The following is a 19,439-nucleotide window of genomic DNA, read 5'->3' as shown; positions in this document are numbered from 1 at the left end:
GATCGAGATCGTGACCCTCTCTGTTCATCAGCGGATCGCCGAGGAGCTCGGCGTGGCCGAGCGCCAGGTCCGGGCAGCCGTGGAGCTGCTCGACGGCGGAGCCACCGTGCCGTTCATCGCCCGCTACCGCAAGGAGGCCACCGGCCTGCTCGACGACACCCAGCTGCGCACGCTCGAGGAGCGGCTGCGCTACCTGCGCGAGTTGGACGAGCGGCGGGCGGCGGTGCTGGAGTCGATCCGCAGCCAGGGCAAGCTGGACGAGGCCCTCGAAGCGCAGATCATGGCGGCGGACTCGAAGTCCCGGCTGGAGGACATCTACCTGCCGTACAAGCCGAAGCGGCGCACCCGGGCGCAGATCGCCCGCGAGGCCGGCCTGGAGCCGCTCGCCGACGCGCTGCTGACCGACCCGACGCAGGACCCGAAGGCCACGGCGGCCGGCTACGTCGACGCGGACCGGGGGGTCGCCGACGCCGCCGCCGCGCTGGACGGCGCACGGGCCATCCTCATCGAGCGTTTCGCCGAGGACGCCGACCTCATCGGCACGCTGCGTGAGCAGATGTGGTCGCGGGGGCGGCTGGTGTCCCGGGTACGCGACGGGCAGGAGTCGGCGGGGGCGAAGTTCGCCGACTACTTCGACTTCGCCGAGGGGTACCCGACGTTGCCCTCGCACCGGATCCTCGCGATGTTCCGGGGCGAGAAGGAAGGCGTGCTCGACCTGACCATGGACCCGGAGCCGGAGGGCGACTCCGGCACCGTGCTCAGCGGCCCGACCCGGTACGAGGCCGCGATCGCCGGCCGATTCGGCATCAGCGACGCCGGCCGCGCGGGCGACAAGTGGCTGGCCGACACGGTGCGCTGGGCGTGGCGTACCCGGATCCTCATCCACCTCGGCGCGGATCTGCGGATGCGGCTGTGGCAGGCCGCCGAGGAGGAGGCCGTGCGCGTCTTCGCCACCAACCTGCGTGACCTGCTCCTCGCCGCCCCCGCCGGGGCGCGCCCGACCATGGGCCTCGACCCCGGCCTGCGTACGGGTGTGAAGGTCGCCGTCCTGGACGCCACCGGCAAGGTGGTCGCCACCGACACCATCTACCCGCACGAGCCGCGCCGACAGTGGGACGCCTCGATCGAGACCCTCGCCCGGCTCGCCGGGGCACACGGGGTGGAGCTGATCGCGATCGGCAACGGCACCGCCTCTCGGGAGACGGACAAGCTGGCCGGCGACCTCATCAAGCTGCACCCGCAGCTCAAGCTCACCAAGGTGGTGGTCTCCGAGGCCGGCGCGTCGGTGTACTCCGCGTCCGCGTACGCGGCCCAGGAACTGCCCGGGCTGGACGTCTCGCTGCGCGGCGCGGTCTCCATCGCCCGGCGTCTCCAGGATCCCCTCGCCGAACTCGTGAAGATCGACCCACGCTCGATCGGTGTCGGCCAGTACCAGCACGACCTCTCCGAGGTGAAGCTCTCCCGGTCGTTGGACGCGGTCGTGGAGGACTGCGTGAACGCGGTCGGGGTGGACGTCAACACGGCGTCGGCGCCGCTGCTGACCCGGGTGTCGGGCATCGGTGCGGGGCTGGCCGAGAACATCGTCCTGCACCGGGACGCCAACGGCCCGTTCCGCACCCGGGCCGACCTGAAGAAGGTGCCGCGGCTCGGCCCGAAGGCGTTCGAGCAGTGCGCGGGCTTCCTGCGTATCCCCGACGGCGACGACCCGCTGGACGCCTCCAGCGTGCACCCGGAGGCATACCCGGTGGTGCGCCGGATCCTGGCCCGGACCGGGCAGGACGTGCGGTCGTTGATCGGGAAGTCGGCGATCCTACGCGGGCTGACCGCCACGGACTTCGTCGACGACACGTTCGGCCTCCCCACGGTCACCGACATCCTCTCCGAGCTGGAGAAGCCGGGCCGGGACCCGCGGCCCGAGTTCCGCACGGCCGCCTTCGCCGAGGGCGTGGAGAAGATCGGTGACCTGCAGCCCGGCATGATCCTCGAAGGCGTGGTCACCAACGTGGCCGCCTTCGGGGCGTTCGTCGACGTCGGCGTGCACCAGGACGGTCTCGTACACGTGTCGGCGATGTCCCGCACCTTCGTGAAGGACCCGCGCGAGGTGGTCAAGTCCGGCGACGTGGTCAAGGTGAAGGTGCTCGACATCGACGTGCCGCGCAAGCGGATCTCGCTGACGCTGCGTCTCGACGACGAGCCCGGCGCCGACCCGGACCGGCGGGGCCCGGCGCGCGGTGACCGTGGCGGTGCGGGCCGTGGCGAGGCCGCCGGTCGCGGTGGCGGCGGTCGGGGTGACGGCGGTCGGGGTGACGGTGGCGGTCGCGGCGGGCAGGGCGGCGGTGCCCGTGGCGGCGGGCAGGGCGATCGGGGTGGCGCGCGGCAGGGTCGCGGCGGTGCGATGCCGGCCAACGACGCCATGGCCGAGGCGCTGCGCCGCGCCGGGCTCGCGTGAGTCAGCGCCTGGTGCGACGCAACGCCGGGCTCGCCTGAGTCAGCCGCCTCGCGCGGCCTTCGGCGCCCGACGGATGAACGGCCGTCGAGCGGGTCTCGCACGACATCGCCCCGCTCGGCGGCCGAGGTCCCGTGCGTTCGCGCGGGCGGTCGGCGACCCTACATCCCCGGCGGGCACCACCGCCGCCCGGAACGAGGCCAGCTCGACAGCCCTGTGTGGGGACGTGCTACTCGCATCCTGTGGAGCTGATGTCGTTTCCGCATCGGGCGGCGATGACGCAAACGACTCAGTTCCAAAGCGCCCGGTTCGTGGCACCGCCGCAGGCCGACCAGCTCCACCACCCGGCACCAGGCACCAGGCACCCCGACGCCCGGCACCCGGCACCCGGCACCCGGCACCCGGCACCCGGCACCCGGCACCCGGCCCCGGGATTCTGGACAGTCCGCCGGTGGACCGGACCGGCCGGTCGGGTCAGGCCGGTCGGACCGGTCGGACCAGTCGGTCGGGCCGGTCGGGCCGGTCGGGTCGGTCGGGTCGGACCGCTACGGACGCCGGGCGCGCGGCGGTGGGGCGTACCGTCGCGGTGTGAGTGGCGACGACGGCCTGGACTGGGCGGAGCGGCAGCGGCGCGCGGCCCGGGTCCACGCGGAGGCCGACACCCGGCGGCGCGCGGCGGAGCACGCGCAGGCCGCGGAGATCGTGGCCTGGTTCGTGGCCGAGGCGAAGCGGCGAGGTCTGCGTCCCACCCCGCTCACCGCCCGCTCCTACGACGGCCGGAGCAGGTACCGGACCCGGCTGACCGGCTGGTACGTGGACCGGGCACGCACCCGGGCGGTCGACGTCGACGGGCGGTGGCACCTGCTGACCGTGCCGGGCGGCCTGCGGGCCCGGCTGCTCGGCGCCGAGCCCGAACCCGGCCCGGCGCCGCTGATCGTCGGTGAGGGCGGGCGCGACGGGGAGTCGATCCCACTGCGGACCCTGCTCACCCGACGCCTCGCCGACGGCGACGAATCCCTCGCCTGAACTACGACTCGTCCTCGTTTCACGGGCGAACCTGCTCCGCCCGTTCGGCGGCCGATGGCGGCCGCCCGGCCACCGAACATGGGCGACCGCGACCGCGGTACCGGGCGGCCGTGTCCATCAGGGGACTTTCAAGGTTGATGGGGCGTAACAGCCTTACTCTCACGATTCAGCCTCGTTACGAGGTCTTGTCCTGTTGGAATCATTTAGGCCCTTTTTTCCGACATGCTCCTCTGGAGGTCGCGCGGTGCCCGTGCCTCATACCGTGATCACTCCCCCTCGTCCCGCGCCCAGCAGTCCGTACGACCCCGTCAAGCGGCTGATCGATGTCGTCGGCGCGGTAGTCCTACTGGTGCTCACCGCACCCCTGATGGTGGTGGTGGCGCTGCTCGTCGCCACCTCGCTCGGTCGGCCGGTGCTGTTCCGGCAGGCCCGGGCGGGCCGGGACGGTGCTCCCTTCGTACTGGTGAAGTTCCGGACCATGCGTCCGCCGGCGCCGGAGCAGGGCCGCGTGGCGGACGGCGACCGGCTGACCGCGCTGGGTCGCTGGCTGCGCGCGACCAGCCTGGACGAGCTACCCACCCTCTGGAACGTGCTACGCGGCGAGATGAGCCTCGTCGGCCCCCGGCCGCTGCTCCCCGAGTACCTGGAGCGCTACTCGCTTCACCAGGCCCGCCGGCACGAGGTGCGGCCGGGCGTCACCGGGCTCGCGCAGGTGCGCGGCCGCAACGGCCTGGGCTGGGACGAGAAGCTCGACCTCGACGTGCGGTACGTCGACAACCGCAGCCTCCGGTTCGATCTCTCGATCCTCGCCGCGACGGTGGTCACCGTGCTGCGCCGGGACGGGATCAACGCCGAGGGAAGCGCGACCGCCCACGAGTTCCTCGGTACGCAGGCCACGCCGGCCCCGCGTGATCGGACAGCGGTATGACGAGCCAGAAGGTTCACCTTTCGCCGCCCGATGTCGGGCCACTCGAAGAGTCGTACCTGATCGAGGCGCTGCGTTCGGGTTGGGTGGCGCCCGCGGGACCGGCGTTGGAGGCGTTCGAGGCAGAGGTCGCCGCGCGGGCCGGCACGGCCGGCGCCGTCGCGGTCAGCTCGGGCACGGCAGCCCTGCATCTGGCCCTGCTCGGCGTCGGGGTCGGTCCCGGCGACGTGGTCGTCGTGCCCACCCTGACCTTCATCGCCACCGCCAACGCGGTGCGGTACGTCGGAGCTCGCCCGGTATTCGTGGACTGCGACGCGCAGACCGGCAACGTGGACGTAGGTCTCGTCGCCGACCTGCTGCGCCGACTGCGCGCGCGAGGTGAGCGGGTGGGCGCAGTCGTCCCGGTGGACATGTTCGGCAGCTGCGCCGACTACACCGCGCTGGAGCCGCTCTGTGCTGAGGCCGGCGTCCCGCTGGTCGAGGACGCCGCGGAAGCGCTCGGCGCCGCCCACCGGGGCAAGTCGGCCGGCTCGTTCGGACAGGTCGGTGCGATCTCCTTCAACGGCAACAAGATCATGACCACCTCCGGCGGCGGGATGCTCGTCTCCGACGACACCACACTGCTCGCGCGGGCACGGCACCTCTCCACCCAGGCCCGAGAGCCGACGCCGTACTACGAACACCGGGAGACCGGCTACAACTACCGGCTCAGCAACCTCCTCGCCGCGCTCGGCCGGGCCCAACTGGTCCGGCTGGAAGCGATGATCGGGCGGCGCCGGCAACTGCGCGACCGGTACGCCAAGCTGTTCGCCCCGGTCCCCGGGGTACGACTGCTCGGTGCCGAGGACGCCGAATCGAACTGCTGGCTCACCGTCATCACAGTCGATCCGGAGCGCTCCGGCTGGCGCGCGGCGGACCTGGCCGCCCACCTGGCCCGGCGGGACATCGAGACCCGGCCGGTGTGGAAGCCGATGCACCTGCAGCCGGTCCATGTCGGCGCGGAGAGCCTGCTGAGCGGGGCGTCGGAGCGGCTGTTCGCCGACGGGCTCACCCTGCCCAGCGGCAGCGCCCTGAGCGAGCCGCAGGTCGCCCGGGTGTTCGCCGCGATCGACGAGTTCCTTGCCGCCAGTACGGGACGGTCGTCCGCGTGACGTTCGGGCTGGTGGTAGTGGGCTGCGGTGGGCACGGCCGGGAGGTGACCACCATTGTCCAGGCGGTCAACGAGGCGGCCGGGCGCCCACTGTGGCAGCTGGTGGGCGTCGTCGACGACCAGCCCGGTGAGGTGAACCTGAAGCGCCTGCAACGCCTCGACGTGCCATATCTCGGCCCGATCGACCGGCTGCGTGACGCACCTGGCGAGCTGCACCACGTCATCGGTATCGGCGACCCACGAGTCCGGCGCACCGTCGGCAGACGGATCGACAGGTACGGCATACCTGCCGCGAGCCTCGTCCACCCGGACGCCACCATCGGCTCCGACGCTCGATGGGGACCCGGTTTCGTGGCTTTCCCGGGCGCCCGGGTGACCACCAACGTCACCTTCGGCAGGCATGTGCATCTCAACCAGAACGTCACCGTCGGTCACGACTGCACCTTCGCCGACTACGTGTCGGTGAACCCGCTCGCCGCCGTGTCGGGTGACTGTCACCTGGCGGAGGGCGTACTGATCGGCACCACGGCCGCGGTGTTGCAGGGGCTGCGCATCGGTCGGGACAGCACCGTCGGGGCGGGTGCCTGCGTGGTGCGGGACGTGCCCGACCAGGTGGTCGTGAAGGGCGTACCGGCCCGCTGACCGACAGCCGAATCGGTTCGACGATGGGCCCGGCAATCGTGAAAACGCCCAAACAATCACTGACGGCATGTAACAAGGACACAAGGTAGGAAATCCTTCTGCCGTGCAGTGGGAGCAGTCGGGAAACTGGACAGGAGCCACTACATGCCGCAACAAGCAGCGAGCATCGAACGCACGGACCAGCGGTCGCGCCGAAGCATGGCTCGGCGGCGCACCGCGGGTTTCCTCGCCACCGACACCACCGCGTGGGTGGGGGGCTTCATCGCGGCCGTCTGGACGCGGTACGAATTCCAACTCCCACCCGGCCAGCTCAGCCGCGCAACCGTCATCGGCGTGGGAGCCGCCGTCATGTACGTGGCGGTGGCGGCCCTGCGCCGGCTCTACTCCGGTCGGCACCCACTGGGCAGCCTCCAGGAGGTGCAGGGCGTCGCCGGCACCACCATCACGACCGCGGGGATCGTGCTGCTCGGCCTCCTGCCGTCCACGGACCGGCCCGTGCCGGCGAGCACCCCGCTGGTCGGTGGCGCGCTGGCTCTGCTGTTCATGCTGGGCGCGCGGTTCGTCTACCGGCACCGCCGTGACCTCGCCATGCGACCGGACGTCCGTTCCTCGACACCGGTGCTGCTGTTCGGCATGGGCGACGCCGGACAGGGACTGCTGCGCGCCATGTTGAGCGACCCGCGCGGTCGCTACCTGCCGGTCGGCGCGCTCGACGACGACCCGGACAAGCGTGACCTGCGGGTCGGCGGGGTACGCGTGCTGGGCGGCCGGCAGGAGATCGCGACGGCGGTCCGGCGTACCGGGGCCAGCTCCGTCATCTTCTCGGTGGCCAACGCCGACGCCGCGCTGATCCGCGAGATCCGCGAGGCCACCCTCCAGACCGGCGCGTCGTTCAAGGTGCTCCCCCCGGTACGGGACCTCGTCGACCACCGGATCACCGTCACCGACGTACGCGACGTGCAGATCAGCGACCTGCTCGGCCGCCGCCAGGTGGTCGGCGACCTTCCGCTGACCACGAACAGCCTGACCGGACGCCGGATCCTGGTCACCGGCGCCGGCGGATCGATCGGCTCGGAGCTCTGCCGCCAGGTGATGAAGGCCGACCCGGGCGAGCTGATGATGCTGGACCGCGACGAGTCCGCCCTGCACAGCCTCCAGATGTCGCTGTCCGGGAAGGCGATGCTGGACGGGCCGGAGCTGATCCTCGCCGACCTGCGCGACGACGAGGGCATCCGCCGGATCATCCGGGAGCGCCGACCCGAGATCATCTTCCACGCGGCTGCGCTCAAGCACCTCACGCTGCTCCAGCGCCACCCCGGCGAGGCGGTCATGACCAACGTCTGGGGCACCCTGTCCGTGTTGGACGCATGCCAGGACGTGGCGAAGTTCGTGAACATCTCCACGGACAAGGCGGCCGACCCGATCAGCGTGCTCGGCTACTCGAAGCGGATCACCGAACGACTCACCGCGCACGCGGCGTCCCGGTTCCCGGGGACGTTCCTCAGCGTCCGCTTCGGCAACGTGCTGAGCAGCCGCGGCTCCGTGGTGACCGCGTTCCAGCGGCAGATCGAGGCCGGGAAGCCGCTGACCGTCACCCACCCCGAGGTGACCCGCTACCTGATGACCGTGCAGGAGGCCGTGCACCTGGTGCTCCAGGCCGCCGAGATCGGGCGGGACGGGGAGGCCCTGGTCCTGGACATGGGTGAGCCGGTCCGCATCGCCGACCTGGCCCGCCAGATGGCCGAACAGGCGGCCAGCTCGGTGCCGATCGTCTACACCGGGTTGCGCCCCGGCGAGAAGCTGCACGAGGATCTGCTCGGCACCGGCGAGTTCGACGCCCGGCCGTTCCATCCGCTGGTGTCGCACGTGGCCGTGCCGGCGCTGGACCCGATGGACGTCAGCGGGCTCGACCCGTACGCCGAGCCGACGAAGGTGATCGAGCAGCTCGCGCTCCTCTCCGCCCAGCCGATCGGCCCGGTGGTGGACGGACCGCTCGACATCCGGCTGTCGTCGCGCTGAGAACGGCTTCTCCCTTTTGGCCCCGGGGCCGGCATACCCGCCGCCCCCGGGGCCGGCGTTTCGGCCGGTCCGCCGGAAGCTGTCACCCGACCCCACGGTTCCGGGCCCGGCCGCAGGGCGACAGCCTCCTTGAAAAAATCTTGGACAGTTGCCGTCCGGGTGGAACGGCAACTGTCCAAGATTCGCGTGGGTCAGGCCGGCGGGCGCGGTTGGATCAGCGGCGGATGCCCGCCCAGTCGTGGTGCCGACGGACGGTGGAGAGGATGAAGTCGACCACGCGACGGGACGTGTCGGGGATCCGGTAGTCGGCCGGGCAGGGCACCCCCTGCGCGGCGACCTGGTCCACGGTCACCTGCACCGCCTCCACCACCCCTTCCGGGTCCAGCCCGGTCATGATGATGCCGCCGGCGTCGAGCGCCTCGGGCCGTTCGATCGACTCCCGGAGCGTGACCGCGGGGAAGCCGAGGATCGCGGCCTCCTCGCTGATCGTCCCGCTGTCCGACAGGGTGCAGAACGCCCGGGTCTGAAGGTGCACGTAGTCGATCAGGCCGAAGGGCTCGTGGAAGGCGATGCCCTCCAGCGCGCCGGCGTCGGGCGCCAGCGCCTCCAGCCGCTTGCGCGTACGCGGATGCGTGGAGACCAGCACCGGATGACCCCAGCGGTGGTGAACGGCGCGGAGGCAGTCCAGCAGCCGTTGGAGCCGGGCCGGCGAGTCGACGTTCTCCTCGCGGTGTGCGCTGACCACGAAGTAGCGACCGGGTTCCAGTTCGAGCTGGCGCAGGATCGTCGAGCCGGCGATGTCCGCCCGGTAGTGCTCCAGCACCTCGCGCATGGGCGAGCCGGTGAGCAGGATCCGCCGCGGGTGCAGCCCCTCGGCGAGCAGGTTGCGGCGGGCGTGCTCCGTGTAGACCAGGTTGAAGTCGGCGACGTGGTCGACCAACCGGCGGTTGGTCTCCTCGGGCACGTTCAGGTCGAAGCAGCGGTTGCCGGCCTCCATGTGGTAGACGGGCACCCGCATCCGGCGCGCCATCAGCGCGGCGATGCAGCTGTTGGTGTCGCCGAGCACCAGCAGCGCGTCCGGCCGGTACTCGGCGACTGCCGCCTCCACCCCGATGAGCACCCCACCGAGCACCCGACCGAGCGAGGACGTGTCGACCCGCAGGAACCGGTCCGGCTCACGCAGCCGCAGTTCGGTGAAGAAGACGTCGGAGAGACTGCTGTCCCAGTTCTGTCCGGTGTGCACCAGGACGTGGTCGACCGTGTCGTCGAGCCGGGCGATCACCCGGGACAGTCTGATGATCTCCGGGCGGGTACCGACCACCGTCATGATCCGGGTCATGCCCGTCCTCCCTGTGCTGCCGCCTTGGTCAGAATGTCCTCGAACTGGTCGATGCCCACCCGCAGTGACATCCGCTCCCGGTAGACCTGCCGGGCCCGGCGGCTCAGCTCCTGGCGTACGGCGGCAGGCATCTCCGCCGCCTGGCTGAACCGTTCGGCGAGCGCCCGCCAGTCCTCCGGCGGGCAGACGAGGCCGACGTCTGTCGACCGGATCAGCGCGGCGGTGTCACCGCCCACCGAGCCGATCACCGGCACGCCGCAGGCCAGCGCCGCCTGCAACTTCGACGGAACGGCGGCTCGCAGGGCGGGTACGTCGCGCAGGCAGATCAGCTGCCAGTCCGCGGCGGCGTACAGGTCAGCCATCTCCGCAGCGGGGCGACGGCCGACGAAGCGTACGTTGTCGGCGCCGAGGTCGGCCGCGAGCCGGCGGGCGCGCTCCTCGTCGGCACCCGAGCCGACCAGCACCAGGTCCACCCGGTCCCGCACCGCGGCGGCTGCGCGGATCGCTGTCTCGAGGCCCTGGAGCAGGCCGAGGTTGCCGGCGAACATCACCGTGCAGCGCCCGCGGTGGCCGAGCACCGCGCGGGCCTCGTCCGTGGCCGGAACGGGGCGGAAGAGCGTGTCGTCGGTCCAATTCCAGACCACCCGCACCTTGGCCGGGTCGGCGCCACGCGCCACCACCTGCTCCGCCATCGTCGGTGAGATCGCCACGACGGTGTCGGCCAGCCGGTACGTCCGGCGCATCAACCCGCCGACCCCCCGCTCCAGCGCGCGTCCACCCGGGCCGGCGGGTGCCATGCCGGACTGCATCACCGACTCGGGCCACAGGTCCTGCACGTGCAGCACGACCGGGGTCCGTCGGGTGACCCGGAGCAGGGCCGCCGCGGCGATCGAGGTCGGCGGCGGGTGGTAGACGTACGTGACGTCGACGCCGGAGAGCCACCGCAGCCCGGCGACCGCGCTGCTTGCGCCGAAGGAGAGGCCACTCATGGCCCTGCGTACGGCGGACGTGTCATGGCTCGGGTAGGCGGGAACCCTGCGAACCTCCACCGCGCCGTCGGAGTCGCGGTGCCGCCAGCGTTGTCGCCAGCCGGGGAAGACCCGCCCGTACGGGTAGCTGGGGAAGGTGGTGAGCACCCGCACCTGGTGGCCGCGCTCGGCGAGCCGCTGGGCCAGGTTCCCGGGGATGAACACCCCCTCCGGCGGGTACCACTGGCTGATCAGGCCAACCTTCACGCACCCACCGCCACGGGCGCAGTCCGTGACTGCTCGACCGGCTCCGCCCAGGTGTCCGGCCGGTCCGGGTCGAAGAGCTCGTTGGTCCAGAACTGGGTGAGCAGTTCGCCGGAACCGGTGTTCACCAGCTTGTGCGCCCACATCGTCGGCATGTCGACGAGCACCGGGTCGTCACCGCTGACCGGGAACCGCAGCACCTCGGTGTCGCCCACGCGCCGCAGGCTGATCTCGGCCGAGCCGTGCAGCACCACGAACCGCTCCACCTTCGCCAGGTGGAAGTGCTCCCCCCGGGTCACGCCCGGGCGGGTGGTGGAACAGAAGGTCTGTCCCGAGCCGCCGTGCACCTTGACGGTCTCCACGAGGTTGCCGCGAGCGTCGGATCGGCGGGGCAGCGGGATCGGGTAGTGGGCCGGGAAGCAGTGCGACCGGTACGTGTTGAACAACCGCACGTCGTGCCGGTCCGACAGGCACGGGATCTCCCCGGTGCGGTAGGTCCCGGCCATCGCCGCGAGCCGGTCGGCCAGGTCGCGTACGCCGATCCGCAGCGGCGGCAGGTCCGGGTCCCACGACCCGCCGGCCGGCACCCCGGCGAGCCGGGCGGCCGCGTCGGTGACGTGCACGAGGCTCAGCTCACGGTCGGCGTGCACCTCCGGCTGCCCGCCGTCGGCGAGCAGCCGGCAGAACGTCGCCACGGCCGAGTTGTAGAACGGCCGACCGTGCTCGCCGTAGAGGTTCGGCAGGAGAACGTCGTCGAAGGGCAGGCCGGTGTCGGCGAGGATGCCGGCGGCGGTGGCCTTCGAGTCGCCGTACGGGGTGCCGTTGCCGGCCTGCACCGAGTTGGCGAAGACCACCGATCCAGGCGGGACGGCCGCGTGCCGCAGCCCCTCGGCGAGCTGGGCGGCGAGCTGCACGTTGCCGGCCGCCACGTCGGCGGGCTCCCCCCGGTTCACCCCGGCCACGTGCAGCACCCGGTCGACACCGGTCACCTTGGCCGCGACGCTCGCCGGGTCGACGAGGTCGGCGCGGGTGATCACTGTCGGTTCCGGCCAGCCCAGCGCGTGCGCCAGCACCCGTACGTGCCAGCCCAGGAAGCCGCCGGCCCCGGTGATCGCGAGCCTCAGCACGCCAGCACCGGATCCCGCAGCGCCAGCTCCGCGCGGACCTCGGGAAGCGACTTCAGCAACTCGATGATCTCCGGTACGCCGAGCCGGGGCGCGTTCGACGAGTTGAACTCCTCGACCGGCCCGCCACCAAGATCGCCCTCGGAGACGTAGAGCGCGTAGTTCAGGTCCCGGGCGTCCAGCGGCACCCGGAAGTACTCGCCGAAGTCCTCGGCGCGGATCAGCTCCTCCCGGCTGGCCAGCGTCTCGTCCAGCTTCTCGCCGTGGCGTACGCCGATCGTGTCGAACTTGGCGGGCACGTCGAAGAGCTGGCAGAGCGCCTCCGCCAGGTCGCCGACGGTGCAGGCGACCGCCTTGCGGATGAAGATGTCGCCCGGCCGGGCGTGCGCGAAGGCGTGCTCGACCAGCTCCACCGAGTCGGCCAAGGACATCAGGAACCGGGTCATACCGGGATCGGTGACCGTGGGCGCGCGGCCCGCCTTGATCTGCTCGATGAAGAGCGGGATCACGGAGCCGCGCGAGTACATGACGTTGCCGTACCGGACGCAGGAGACGGTGGTGGCGCTGTTCGGGTTGTTCCGTGCGTGCGCCTGGGCGACCTTCTCCATCATCGCCTTGCTCATGCCCATCGCGTTGACCGGGTGGACGGCCTTGTCGGTGCTGAGCACCACGACCGAACCGACGCCGTTGCGCTCGGCCGCCTCGATGACGTTGGCGCTGCCCAGCACGTTGGTCCGGACCGCCTCCAGCGGGAAGAACTCACAGGACGGCACCTGTTTGAGCGCGGCCGCGTGGAAGACGTAGTCGATGCCCCGGCTCGCGCGCAGCACCGAGTCGTAGTCACGCACGTCGCCGACGTAGTAGCGGACCCGCTCGTCGCTGAGCACACGGCGCATGGCGTCCTGCTTGGCCTCGTCCCGGCTGAACACCCGGACCTCACCCACGTCCCGGCCGAGGAGGCGACGCACCATGGTCTGGCCGAAGGAACCCGTGCCACCGGTGATGAGCACCCGGCGTTTGGTCGTCGTGGAAGTCACTCGAGCTCCGTTCGTCGTAGACGGTGGCAGCGGCCGAGCCCACTGGGACCGGGCAGCAATCACAATCCCGGCAACGAGCCACCCGGCCCCGGAGAAACGGATAATCAGGGACGATTCGCAAGGCGTGTCACTCCCGGCCCTTCCTCGTTGAGCCTCGGGCGGCCGCCGTCCCAAGGACTGCGCGCCCGCGACGAACTTCGAGTCGGCCACTTCCCTCGACCTGACCAGAAGGGCATAGATGGAGACGATCAGCCGTAGCTTGTTGCTCTGCGATCTGGCGCCGTTCCGCCACTCGACCCGGACCCGCAAGATCGCAAGTACGGTCGCGCCCGGCCGGCCGGGTGAAGTCAGCGCGATCACCCTTTCCCGGGTCGGCCGGCTCGGAATGAGCGACCACCCCGGGCTGTCGGTGATCGACGGTGTCGAGGTCGAGCAACTGGCGGTGCGTGAGATCGAGGACCGGCGTACCTTCACCGCCTCGGTTCGCAACCTGCTGGTGGGGTACCTACCGGCGCTCTGGCGGCTTCGTCGACGGGTCCTCGCCACGCCTGCCCGGACGATCCTCGTGGGTCATAGCGCACTCTTCTGGCTCGGGCTCGCCCATCGTCGACGCTGGGCCAGTCAGGTGATCATCAGCAGCCGCGAACGACCCGGGGGCGTCCGTACCAAGGGTTCACTGGCCACCTGGTTCTCCCGCGTCGAACCGTGGATGGTCCGGCGGGCCGCGCGCCGGCACGCTTTCACCGTCGTGGCGGTCTGTGAGAGTCACGCCGCCGGGTTCCGCGAGCTCGGCGTCAGGGACGTGCTGGTGGTGCGGAACGTACCGATGGCCTCGTTCGCACCGGATTTCGCGCCCCCGCCGGGCGGCCACGAGCTGCGGGTCGCCTGCGTCGGCAGCCTCTACCCCGGGCGGGGGATCGAGGCGCTGATCGACGCCGTGGTCGCCGCCCGGGCGGCCGGCGCGCCCGTGCGGCTGACCGTCACGGGTCCGGCCGGCACCCAGTACCGGCAGTCGCTGCGCGACCGGATCGACGCCGCCGAGGCCGGGACGTACGTCCGCCTGGAAGGTGCCTGCGCGCCCGACGAGGTGGTCCGCTGCTACCAACGGGCGCACGTCGGCACCGCGCTCTACGAGGCCGTCGACGCGGCCAACGACTCGCTCTCCAACAAGATCTTCGAATGCGTGGTGGCCGGCCGCCCGGTGATCGCCGGGAACCTTCCCGAGAACACCGCGCTGGTCGAGCGCCACCAGCTGGGCTGGACCTGCCCGGTCGAGGTCGGCCCGTTGCGGGACCTGCTGGTCGACCTGGCTGCCGACCTGGCAGCCGTGCGGTCGCGCGCCGAGCACTGCCACCACGTCGGCCGCACCGAGTTCATCTGGGAGATCGAGACCTTGCCACTGCAGAAGCGCCTGATCGGCGCCGAGACCTCCACCCACAACTAGGAGAGCGATGTCGGTCCAGGTTCTACACGTCACCGGCGCTCGACCGAACTTCCCGAAGGCCGCGCCCGTCATTCGTGCGCTCGATCGGCGGGGTGTCGAGCAGCGGCTGGTGCACACCGGACAGCACTACGACGAGCGGATGTCGGACGTCTTCTTCCGGCAGCTCGACCTTCCCGAACCGGACGTCAATCTGGGCGTGGGGTCAGGTAGTCACGCCGTGCAGACGGCCGCCATCATGACCGGCCTCGAAGCCCTCCTGCTGCACGAGCGTCCCCGCCTCCTGGTGGTCTACGGCGACGTCAACTCGACCCTGGCCGGTGCGCTCGTCGCCGCGAAGCTGGAGATCCCCTTCGCCCATGTCGAGGCCGGGCTGCGCAGCTTCAACCGCGCCATGCCCGAGGAGATCAATCGGCTCGTGACCGATCGTCTCGCGGACCTGCTCTTCGCCACCAGCCCGGACGCGGTGGCCCATCTCGCCGCCGAGGGCGTCAGCGCCAGCCGGATCCACTTCGTCGGCAATCCGATGATCGACACCCTGCTGGCCAACCTGGAGCGGCTCGACGTGGCACAGGTCCGCGCCACCGCCCGGCTACCCGAGCGCTACCTGGTCGCGACCCTGCACCGCCCCGCCAACGTGGACGATGCGGGCGACGCCGCCGAGCTGACCAAGGCGCTCCACGCCGCGGCCGACCAGTTGCCGATCGTCATGCCGGTACACCCGCGCGGACGCGCCAGCCTCGCGGCGGCTGGGATGTTCGACCACCCGCAGGTGCGGGTCGTGAACCCTCTGGGTTATCTGGAATTCCTCAGCCTGGTCCGCGGCGCAGCAGCCGTCATCACCGACTCCGGCGGGGTGCAGGAGGAGACCACCGTGCTCGGTGTCCCGTGTCTCACCCTGCGGCCGGACACCGAACGACCGGTGACCATCTCGCACGGTACGAACCGGCTGGTCGGGCGGGCCGACCTTCCCGCGGAGGTACGCATCGCGCTGGAATCGCCGCGGCCCTCCGAGCCGGTCACACCACCGCTGTGGGACGGACGGGCCGGCGGTCGAATCGCCGACGTGATCGTCGACTTTCTGTGAAGCGCGAGCGGCATCGTCCCGACGTCAGGTGGTCGTTCCCGCGCGAGAGCGGTGGAAGGCCGGCGCCTCGGTTCCGGACGACTCCGACAACGCCGAAGGTTGTCCCCTGGTGACTACCCAGAGCGACAGGAGCCAGCCGGCCACGTAGGAGATCGCCGCCGACACACCGAAGGCCCACACCGCCGCCAGGGCCGAGGCACCCGACCAGGCTGCCGCGCCGGCCGCACCCGTCACCAACACCACGCGCCCCGCGTCCCAAGCGAGTTGCAGACCCTGCCTCCCGAAGACGACGAGCGTCTGCGACAGAGGGGAGGCAACGAGCTGCGTCGCGACGAAGACCGCCAGTGCCTGCGCGTAACGGCCACTGTTCACCCACTCGTCGCCGAACAGCGCCGAGAACACCGCCGGCGCGCCGAAGATCAGAGCCAGGAGTCCCACCGCAGCGGCCACCGCGAGCTGTCGGCTCGCCTTGACGAACAGCAACCTCGGACGTTCCCCGTCACCGCCTCGCGCGGCGCGGGACAGCTCCGCCAGGTAGACCTGAGCCACCGCCATCCCGAGCAACGCCGCCGGCATCGCCAGAATCCGCTGAGTCAGGCCGAGCCAGCCCGCCACCTCAGCGCCATAGTGGTAGGCGATGAGCAGGACGGGCAGTTGCAGTCCGACGACGTTCAGCAGCCCGGACGGCGCCAGCAGGAGTGGGAAGCGACGGTGGCGAACCGCCGTCTCCCACAGGGTGAGCCGGGGCGTCGTGATCGGCTCACCCACCGCTCGTCGACGCGCTCCGCGCGCCAGGCTGAGTGCGCCGACACACTGGCCGACCGCCAGTCCCAGCACCATCCCGCCGGACCGTACTCCGGCCGCACCGAAGCTGACCTGTGTGACCAGCATGGTGCCGTACTGGAGCAGGTTGCGTCGGCCGATCGCGCCGTACCGTCGGTACCGGATGGCCAGCTGATTCAGCACGAGGACCGCGCCCATGGCGGCCGCCGTCCACGGCGTCAACCAGAGCCAGGAGCGGAGCGAGGGCTGGCTGAAGAGTTCCGCGATCTCATCCCTCGCCGCCGCCACGACGACCGTACCCAACAATCCGGTGCCGAGCGCCATGACGAGTCCAAGGGCCACGAGGGCGTGCGCGTCGCGGTCCCGCTCCGGGAGCGGCACCGCCAGCTCGAACCGGCCGGCGGCCACCGTCCCGAGTATCGCCGCGAGCGTGGACAGCACCGCGAAGACGCCGAAGTCCGAGGGACTGTACATGCGCGCGAGCAGCGGTGCGGCAAGTAACAGGAGCAGTTGGCCAACGGCGCTGCCGGTGACGATGCTCAGCACTCCGCGGCGGCTGTCGCCGAGCCGACCGCGAACCGCCGCGAATAGGGCGGCAACACGCGCCCTGCCCGTGGGCAACGGGGCGCGACCAGGCGCGGAAGTCTCCTCCTGCTGGAGCGATCCGGTCAAGAGTGCCAGGTCCCGTACCGCGGCCGCGACGAGTGACGGGGTGCGTAGGAGAGCCCCATTGCCGCTCCGGCGAATGCCGGCCTCGGCAGCGGTCGCCTCGTCGGCGCGTTCGCACGACGGCTGAGCTGCCGCTGGCCCAAGCGGGTCCGGCTACCCCAATACCACAGGCCCAGATAGGCGACCAACCCGACATTCAACGGCGTCTCGAGGCCGCCCGCCATCCAGGTGCCGAGGACGACCGTGACCCCGGAGAACCCCACGAGTTCCAGAGAGTTGTAACTGGCAGCACGCATGGTCCGCTGAGTCAGAAGTTGAAGGAGCACCCCGAGCAGCGCGGCGATGAGGATCAAGCCCATCGTGTCGAGGTTGTAGTGGATCGAGCCCCACAGCGAGGGTGGCGACGTCCCACGGGTCGACCCGTACATCGTGTAGAAAACTTCCGCGCTCAGGGTGCTGCCTCGGTCGCCCGGCAGGATGCCGGCGAGCCCTTCGAGCCACTCCGCCCCGTGACGGACGGGACTACTTGCGGTGTAGTTGAAGGCAGCAATCCCGGACACCTGGTTGTCGTTCACGAACCGCGCGAGCAGACCGTTCAGAGCTGCCCGTATCGGGCTCTCAGCGCTGTCGGCGCTTCGCCCCAGCACGTAGGTGGACAGCAGCATGAGTGGTAGGCCGAGGCCCAGCGGCACCAACATGGCTTTTCGAGGCAGCCGCCGACCGTTGTGCAGGAACGTGTAGACCATCGCGGTCAGCAGGAAGAGCACCAACGCGCCGCGCTGACCGGTGGCCACGAGCCCGAGGAGAGCGGCGGCGGCGAGCACGATCGAAGCCGCTCGGGCGAGGAGCCCGCCGCGGTTGAACGACCAGACGACCAGAACGAGAGCCAGTGACGGCAGAATCACGTTCTTGAACTGATTGACGTAGCCGGGAAAGAAGTAGGCGTTGCCGGCATACGACTCGAGGCGGAGCGTGGCGATATCTGCCGGTACGCCGTTGAGCTGGCCCCGCAGACCTTCGATGAAGGCGCTGTATCCGACCGCGCTGAAGTAGGCGGCCGTCACGACGATCGAAATCACGACCACGGTCATGATCGCCGCTGTCGGCGGCACCAGCGAAACCCGGTACGCCGAGTAGCTCTCCCTCGGCTTCGCCGACAGCGCCTCGCTGTGCCTCAACCAGAGGTAGGTGACCAGACTGGCGCCGATGTAGAGCGCGATCGCAGCGGCCATGAGCCTGCCGTAGAAGACCTCGGTGTCGGACGCCGGGTTGATCAGTCGAATCGTGCCGTAGAGCATCAGCAACTGGCACACGACGAACAGCCCGTCCGGCGAGAGTATGCCGTACCGCCGAATTGCGACGAAGTAATGAACAACAGCCAATCCAAGGACCGGCAAAAAAAGCAGAATCATTCTCGGCCCCCGTTCTCCACCGACCTTGACTCAACGAGAGGCCCCCGGTAAGGTCACGGTGTTTGCGTCCCGCCGACGTCCGCCGGCAAAGTGCCGCCCGTCCGGATGATCCGCCTGCCTCGACGACCTGATCTGTGATGGGGTGTACCCATGGACCGCACCCTGCTCGGGCTGGTGCTGCACCCGACGCGGGACGCCTCCGACATCATCGCGATCGTCGTCGACTGGGCGGCCCGGCACGGCAAGGGCCTCGCCGTACGCCAGGAGGACCGGCACCGCGTGCCCGCGAGCGTGGAAGCGCTCCCCCAGGACGAACTGGTCAACCAGGTCACCGCGCTCATCAGCATCGGCGGGGACGGCACCATGCTCGGCGCGCTCCGGTCCACGGTCGGTAACCCGAAACCGGTGCTGGGCGTGCATCTGGGGCGGCTGGGTTTCCTGGTGGAGGTGGAGCCACCGGAGTTGCCCGAGGCACTGGACCGGCTCATGCACAAGAACTTCATCGTGGAGGCGCACGGCTGCCTGGCCTGCGACGTCTGCGGTGACGACGTGGTGGCGTTCAACGACATCGCGCTGATCCGCCGGCCCGGCGCCGGGGTCGCCATCGCCACCCTCGCCGTGGACGGCCAGCGCTACGGCTACTACCGCTGCGACGCGCTCGTAGTGAGTACGCCCACCGGCTCGACCGCGTACAGCTACGCGGCAGGCGGCCCGCTGGTCTCCCCGGCCACCCAGGCGGTGGTGATCACCCCTTCAGCGCCGATGGCCGGCATCAGCCGTTCCGTGGTGCTCTCCCCGGAGGAGCATGTGCGGCTGGAGCTCACCTCCGACTCCGGGCCGGTGGCCGTGGAGGTGGATGGCCGGGTCTTCCGCGACGCGACCTCCGAGGGTGCGATCGACATCACCTACCGCCGGGAGGCAGGGCTGGTGGTCCGCCTGGATCCGCGCCGCTACCAGGAGCGCAACCAGCTCAAGCTGAGCCTCATGGACCTGCCACTGCTGCCCGAACAGCTGCGCGAACTGCTTCCGCAGAACTTCCGCGAGAACCTCAACCGCCGGGAGATACCCCACTGACCAGTCCGGACGACCGCGGCCGCCGGGGCCCGG

The 19,439-nt window shown here is 70.8% G+C and carries 15 protein-coding genes; 9 read left to right on the top strand and 6 right to left on the bottom strand.

Annotated features, from left to right (window positions below; genetic code table 11):
• Positions 1-10: 10 nt before the first annotated feature.
• From ABZS42_RS23790 to ABZS42_RS23765, 6 genes are all read left to right on the top strand, one after another.
• Entirely contained in the window at positions 11-2,449 is a 2,439-nt protein-coding gene (locus tag ABZS42_RS23790) for a Tex family protein (protein ID WP_355148701.1), read from the top strand.
• Between the two features lie 585 nt (positions 2,450-3,034).
• Positions 3,035-3,472, top strand: coding sequence for a hypothetical protein (locus ABZS42_RS23785; protein WP_355148699.1), 438 nt, complete (start codon positions 3,035-3,037; stop codon positions 3,470-3,472).
• Positions 3,473-3,716: 244 nt separating this feature from the next.
• Positions 3,717-4,400: a sugar transferase gene (locus ABZS42_RS23780; RefSeq protein WP_355148697.1), complete on the top strand. Its 684-nt coding sequence runs from the start codon at positions 3,717-3,719 to the stop codon at positions 4,398-4,400.
• A complete protein-coding gene (locus ABZS42_RS23775) occupies positions 4,397-5,548 on the top strand; it encodes an aminotransferase class I/II-fold pyridoxal phosphate-dependent enzyme (RefSeq protein ID WP_355148695.1) in 1,152 nt (383 codons plus the stop codon). Before ABZS42_RS23780 ends, ABZS42_RS23775 begins: the two co-directional genes overlap by 4 nt.
• Entirely contained in the window at positions 5,545-6,189 is a 645-nt protein-coding gene (locus tag ABZS42_RS23770) for an acetyltransferase (RefSeq protein WP_355148693.1), read from the top strand. The genes ABZS42_RS23775 and ABZS42_RS23770 overlap by 4 nt, the downstream gene beginning before the upstream one ends.
• A 144-nt stretch (positions 6,190-6,333) precedes the next feature.
• Positions 6,334-8,208, top strand: coding sequence for a nucleoside-diphosphate sugar epimerase/dehydratase (locus tag ABZS42_RS23765; protein ID WP_355148691.1), 1,875 nt, complete (start codon positions 6,334-6,336; stop codon positions 8,206-8,208).
• Between the two features lie 214 nt (positions 8,209-8,422).
• Here the strand turns inward: ABZS42_RS23765 and wecB (ABZS42_RS23760) are convergent, their stop codons facing one another.
• From wecB (ABZS42_RS23760) to ABZS42_RS23745, 4 genes are read right to left on the bottom strand one after another with little or no spacing between them, the layout of a single operon-like run.
• Positions 8,423-9,547: a UDP-N-acetylglucosamine 2-epimerase (non-hydrolyzing) gene (gene wecB, locus ABZS42_RS23760; protein WP_355148689.1), complete on the bottom strand. Its 1,125-nt coding sequence runs from the start codon at positions 9,545-9,547 to the stop codon at positions 8,423-8,425.
• Entirely contained in the window at positions 9,544-10,782 is a 1,239-nt protein-coding gene (locus ABZS42_RS23755; protein ID WP_355148688.1) for a glycosyltransferase family 4 protein, read from the bottom strand. The genes wecB (ABZS42_RS23760) and ABZS42_RS23755 overlap by 4 nt, the downstream gene beginning before the upstream one ends.
• A complete protein-coding gene (locus ABZS42_RS23750; protein WP_355148686.1) occupies positions 10,779-11,906 on the bottom strand; it encodes an NAD-dependent epimerase/dehydratase family protein in 1,128 nt (375 codons plus the stop codon). Before ABZS42_RS23750 ends, ABZS42_RS23755 begins: the two co-directional genes overlap by 4 nt.
• Complete coding sequence (locus ABZS42_RS23745) at positions 11,900-12,940, bottom strand: polysaccharide biosynthesis protein (RefSeq protein ID WP_355148684.1); 1,041 nt, start codon at positions 12,938-12,940, stop codon at positions 11,900-11,902. Before ABZS42_RS23745 ends, ABZS42_RS23750 begins: the two co-directional genes overlap by 7 nt.
• 238 nt (positions 12,941-13,178) lie before the next feature.
• Here ABZS42_RS23745 and ABZS42_RS23740 point away from each other — a divergent pair, with 238 nt between their 5' ends.
• Positions 13,179-14,384 (top strand): glycosyltransferase, encoded by a 1,206-nt coding sequence (locus ABZS42_RS23740; RefSeq protein WP_355148682.1) that lies wholly within the window; start codon positions 13,179-13,181, stop codon positions 14,382-14,384.
• 7 nt (positions 14,385-14,391) lie between these two features.
• The gene (wecB, locus tag ABZS42_RS23735; RefSeq protein ID WP_355148680.1) at positions 14,392-15,468 is read left to right on the top strand and encodes a UDP-N-acetylglucosamine 2-epimerase (non-hydrolyzing); all 1,077 of its coding nucleotides are present in this window, start codon (positions 14,392-14,394) and stop codon (positions 15,466-15,468) included.
• Between the two features lie 24 nt (positions 15,469-15,492).
• Here the strand turns inward: wecB (ABZS42_RS23735) and ABZS42_RS23730 are convergent, their stop codons facing one another.
• Both ABZS42_RS23730 and ABZS42_RS23725 read right to left on the bottom strand, forming a co-directional pair.
• Positions 15,493-16,797 (bottom strand): lipopolysaccharide biosynthesis protein, encoded by a 1,305-nt coding sequence (locus ABZS42_RS23730; RefSeq protein ID WP_355148678.1) that lies wholly within the window; start codon positions 16,795-16,797, stop codon positions 15,493-15,495.
• A 122-nt stretch (positions 16,798-16,919) separates the two neighbouring features.
• Positions 16,920-18,332 (bottom strand): hypothetical protein, encoded by a 1,413-nt coding sequence (locus tag ABZS42_RS23725; RefSeq protein WP_355148676.1) that lies wholly within the window; start codon positions 18,330-18,332, stop codon positions 16,920-16,922.
• 150 nt (positions 18,333-18,482) lie between these two features.
• Between ABZS42_RS23725 and ABZS42_RS23720 the strand changes: the two genes are divergently transcribed.
• On the top strand, positions 18,483-19,406 hold the full coding sequence (locus ABZS42_RS23720; RefSeq protein WP_355148674.1) for an NAD(+)/NADH kinase: 924 nt from the start codon (positions 18,483-18,485) through the stop codon (positions 19,404-19,406).
• The last annotated feature ends 33 nt before the right edge of the window (positions 19,407-19,439 follow it).

The organism is Micromonospora sp. NPDC005367 (assembly GCF_040606825.1).
GTDB lineage: Bacteria > Actinomycetota > Actinomycetes > Mycobacteriales > Micromonosporaceae > Micromonospora.
Note: the sequence above shows the minus strand (reverse complement) of the source record. Positions and strands in the feature narration are given on the sequence as shown.

Coding starts and splice junctions, on each gene's coding strand:
- ABZS42_RS23720 (WP_355148674.1), top strand. CDS start 18,483: ATGGACCGCACCCTGCTCGGGCTGGTGCTGCACCCGACGCGGGACGCC.
- ABZS42_RS23775 (WP_355148695.1), top strand. CDS start 4,397: ATGACGAGCCAGAAGGTTCACCTTTCGCCGCCCGATGTCGGGCCACTC.
- ABZS42_RS23765 (WP_355148691.1), top strand. CDS start 6,334: ATGCCGCAACAAGCAGCGAGCATCGAACGCACGGACCAGCGGTCGCGC.
- wecB (WP_355148680.1), top strand. CDS start 14,392: ATGTCGGTCCAGGTTCTACACGTCACCGGCGCTCGACCGAACTTCCCG.
- wecB (WP_355148689.1), bottom strand. CDS start 9,547: ATGACCCGGATCATGACGGTGGTCGGTACCCGCCCGGAGATCATCAGA.
- ABZS42_RS23740 (WP_355148682.1), top strand. CDS start 13,179: ATGGAGACGATCAGCCGTAGCTTGTTGCTCTGCGATCTGGCGCCGTTC.
- ABZS42_RS23725 (WP_355148676.1), bottom strand. CDS start 18,332: ATGATTCTGCTTTTTTTGCCGGTCCTTGGATTGGCTGTTGTTCATTAC.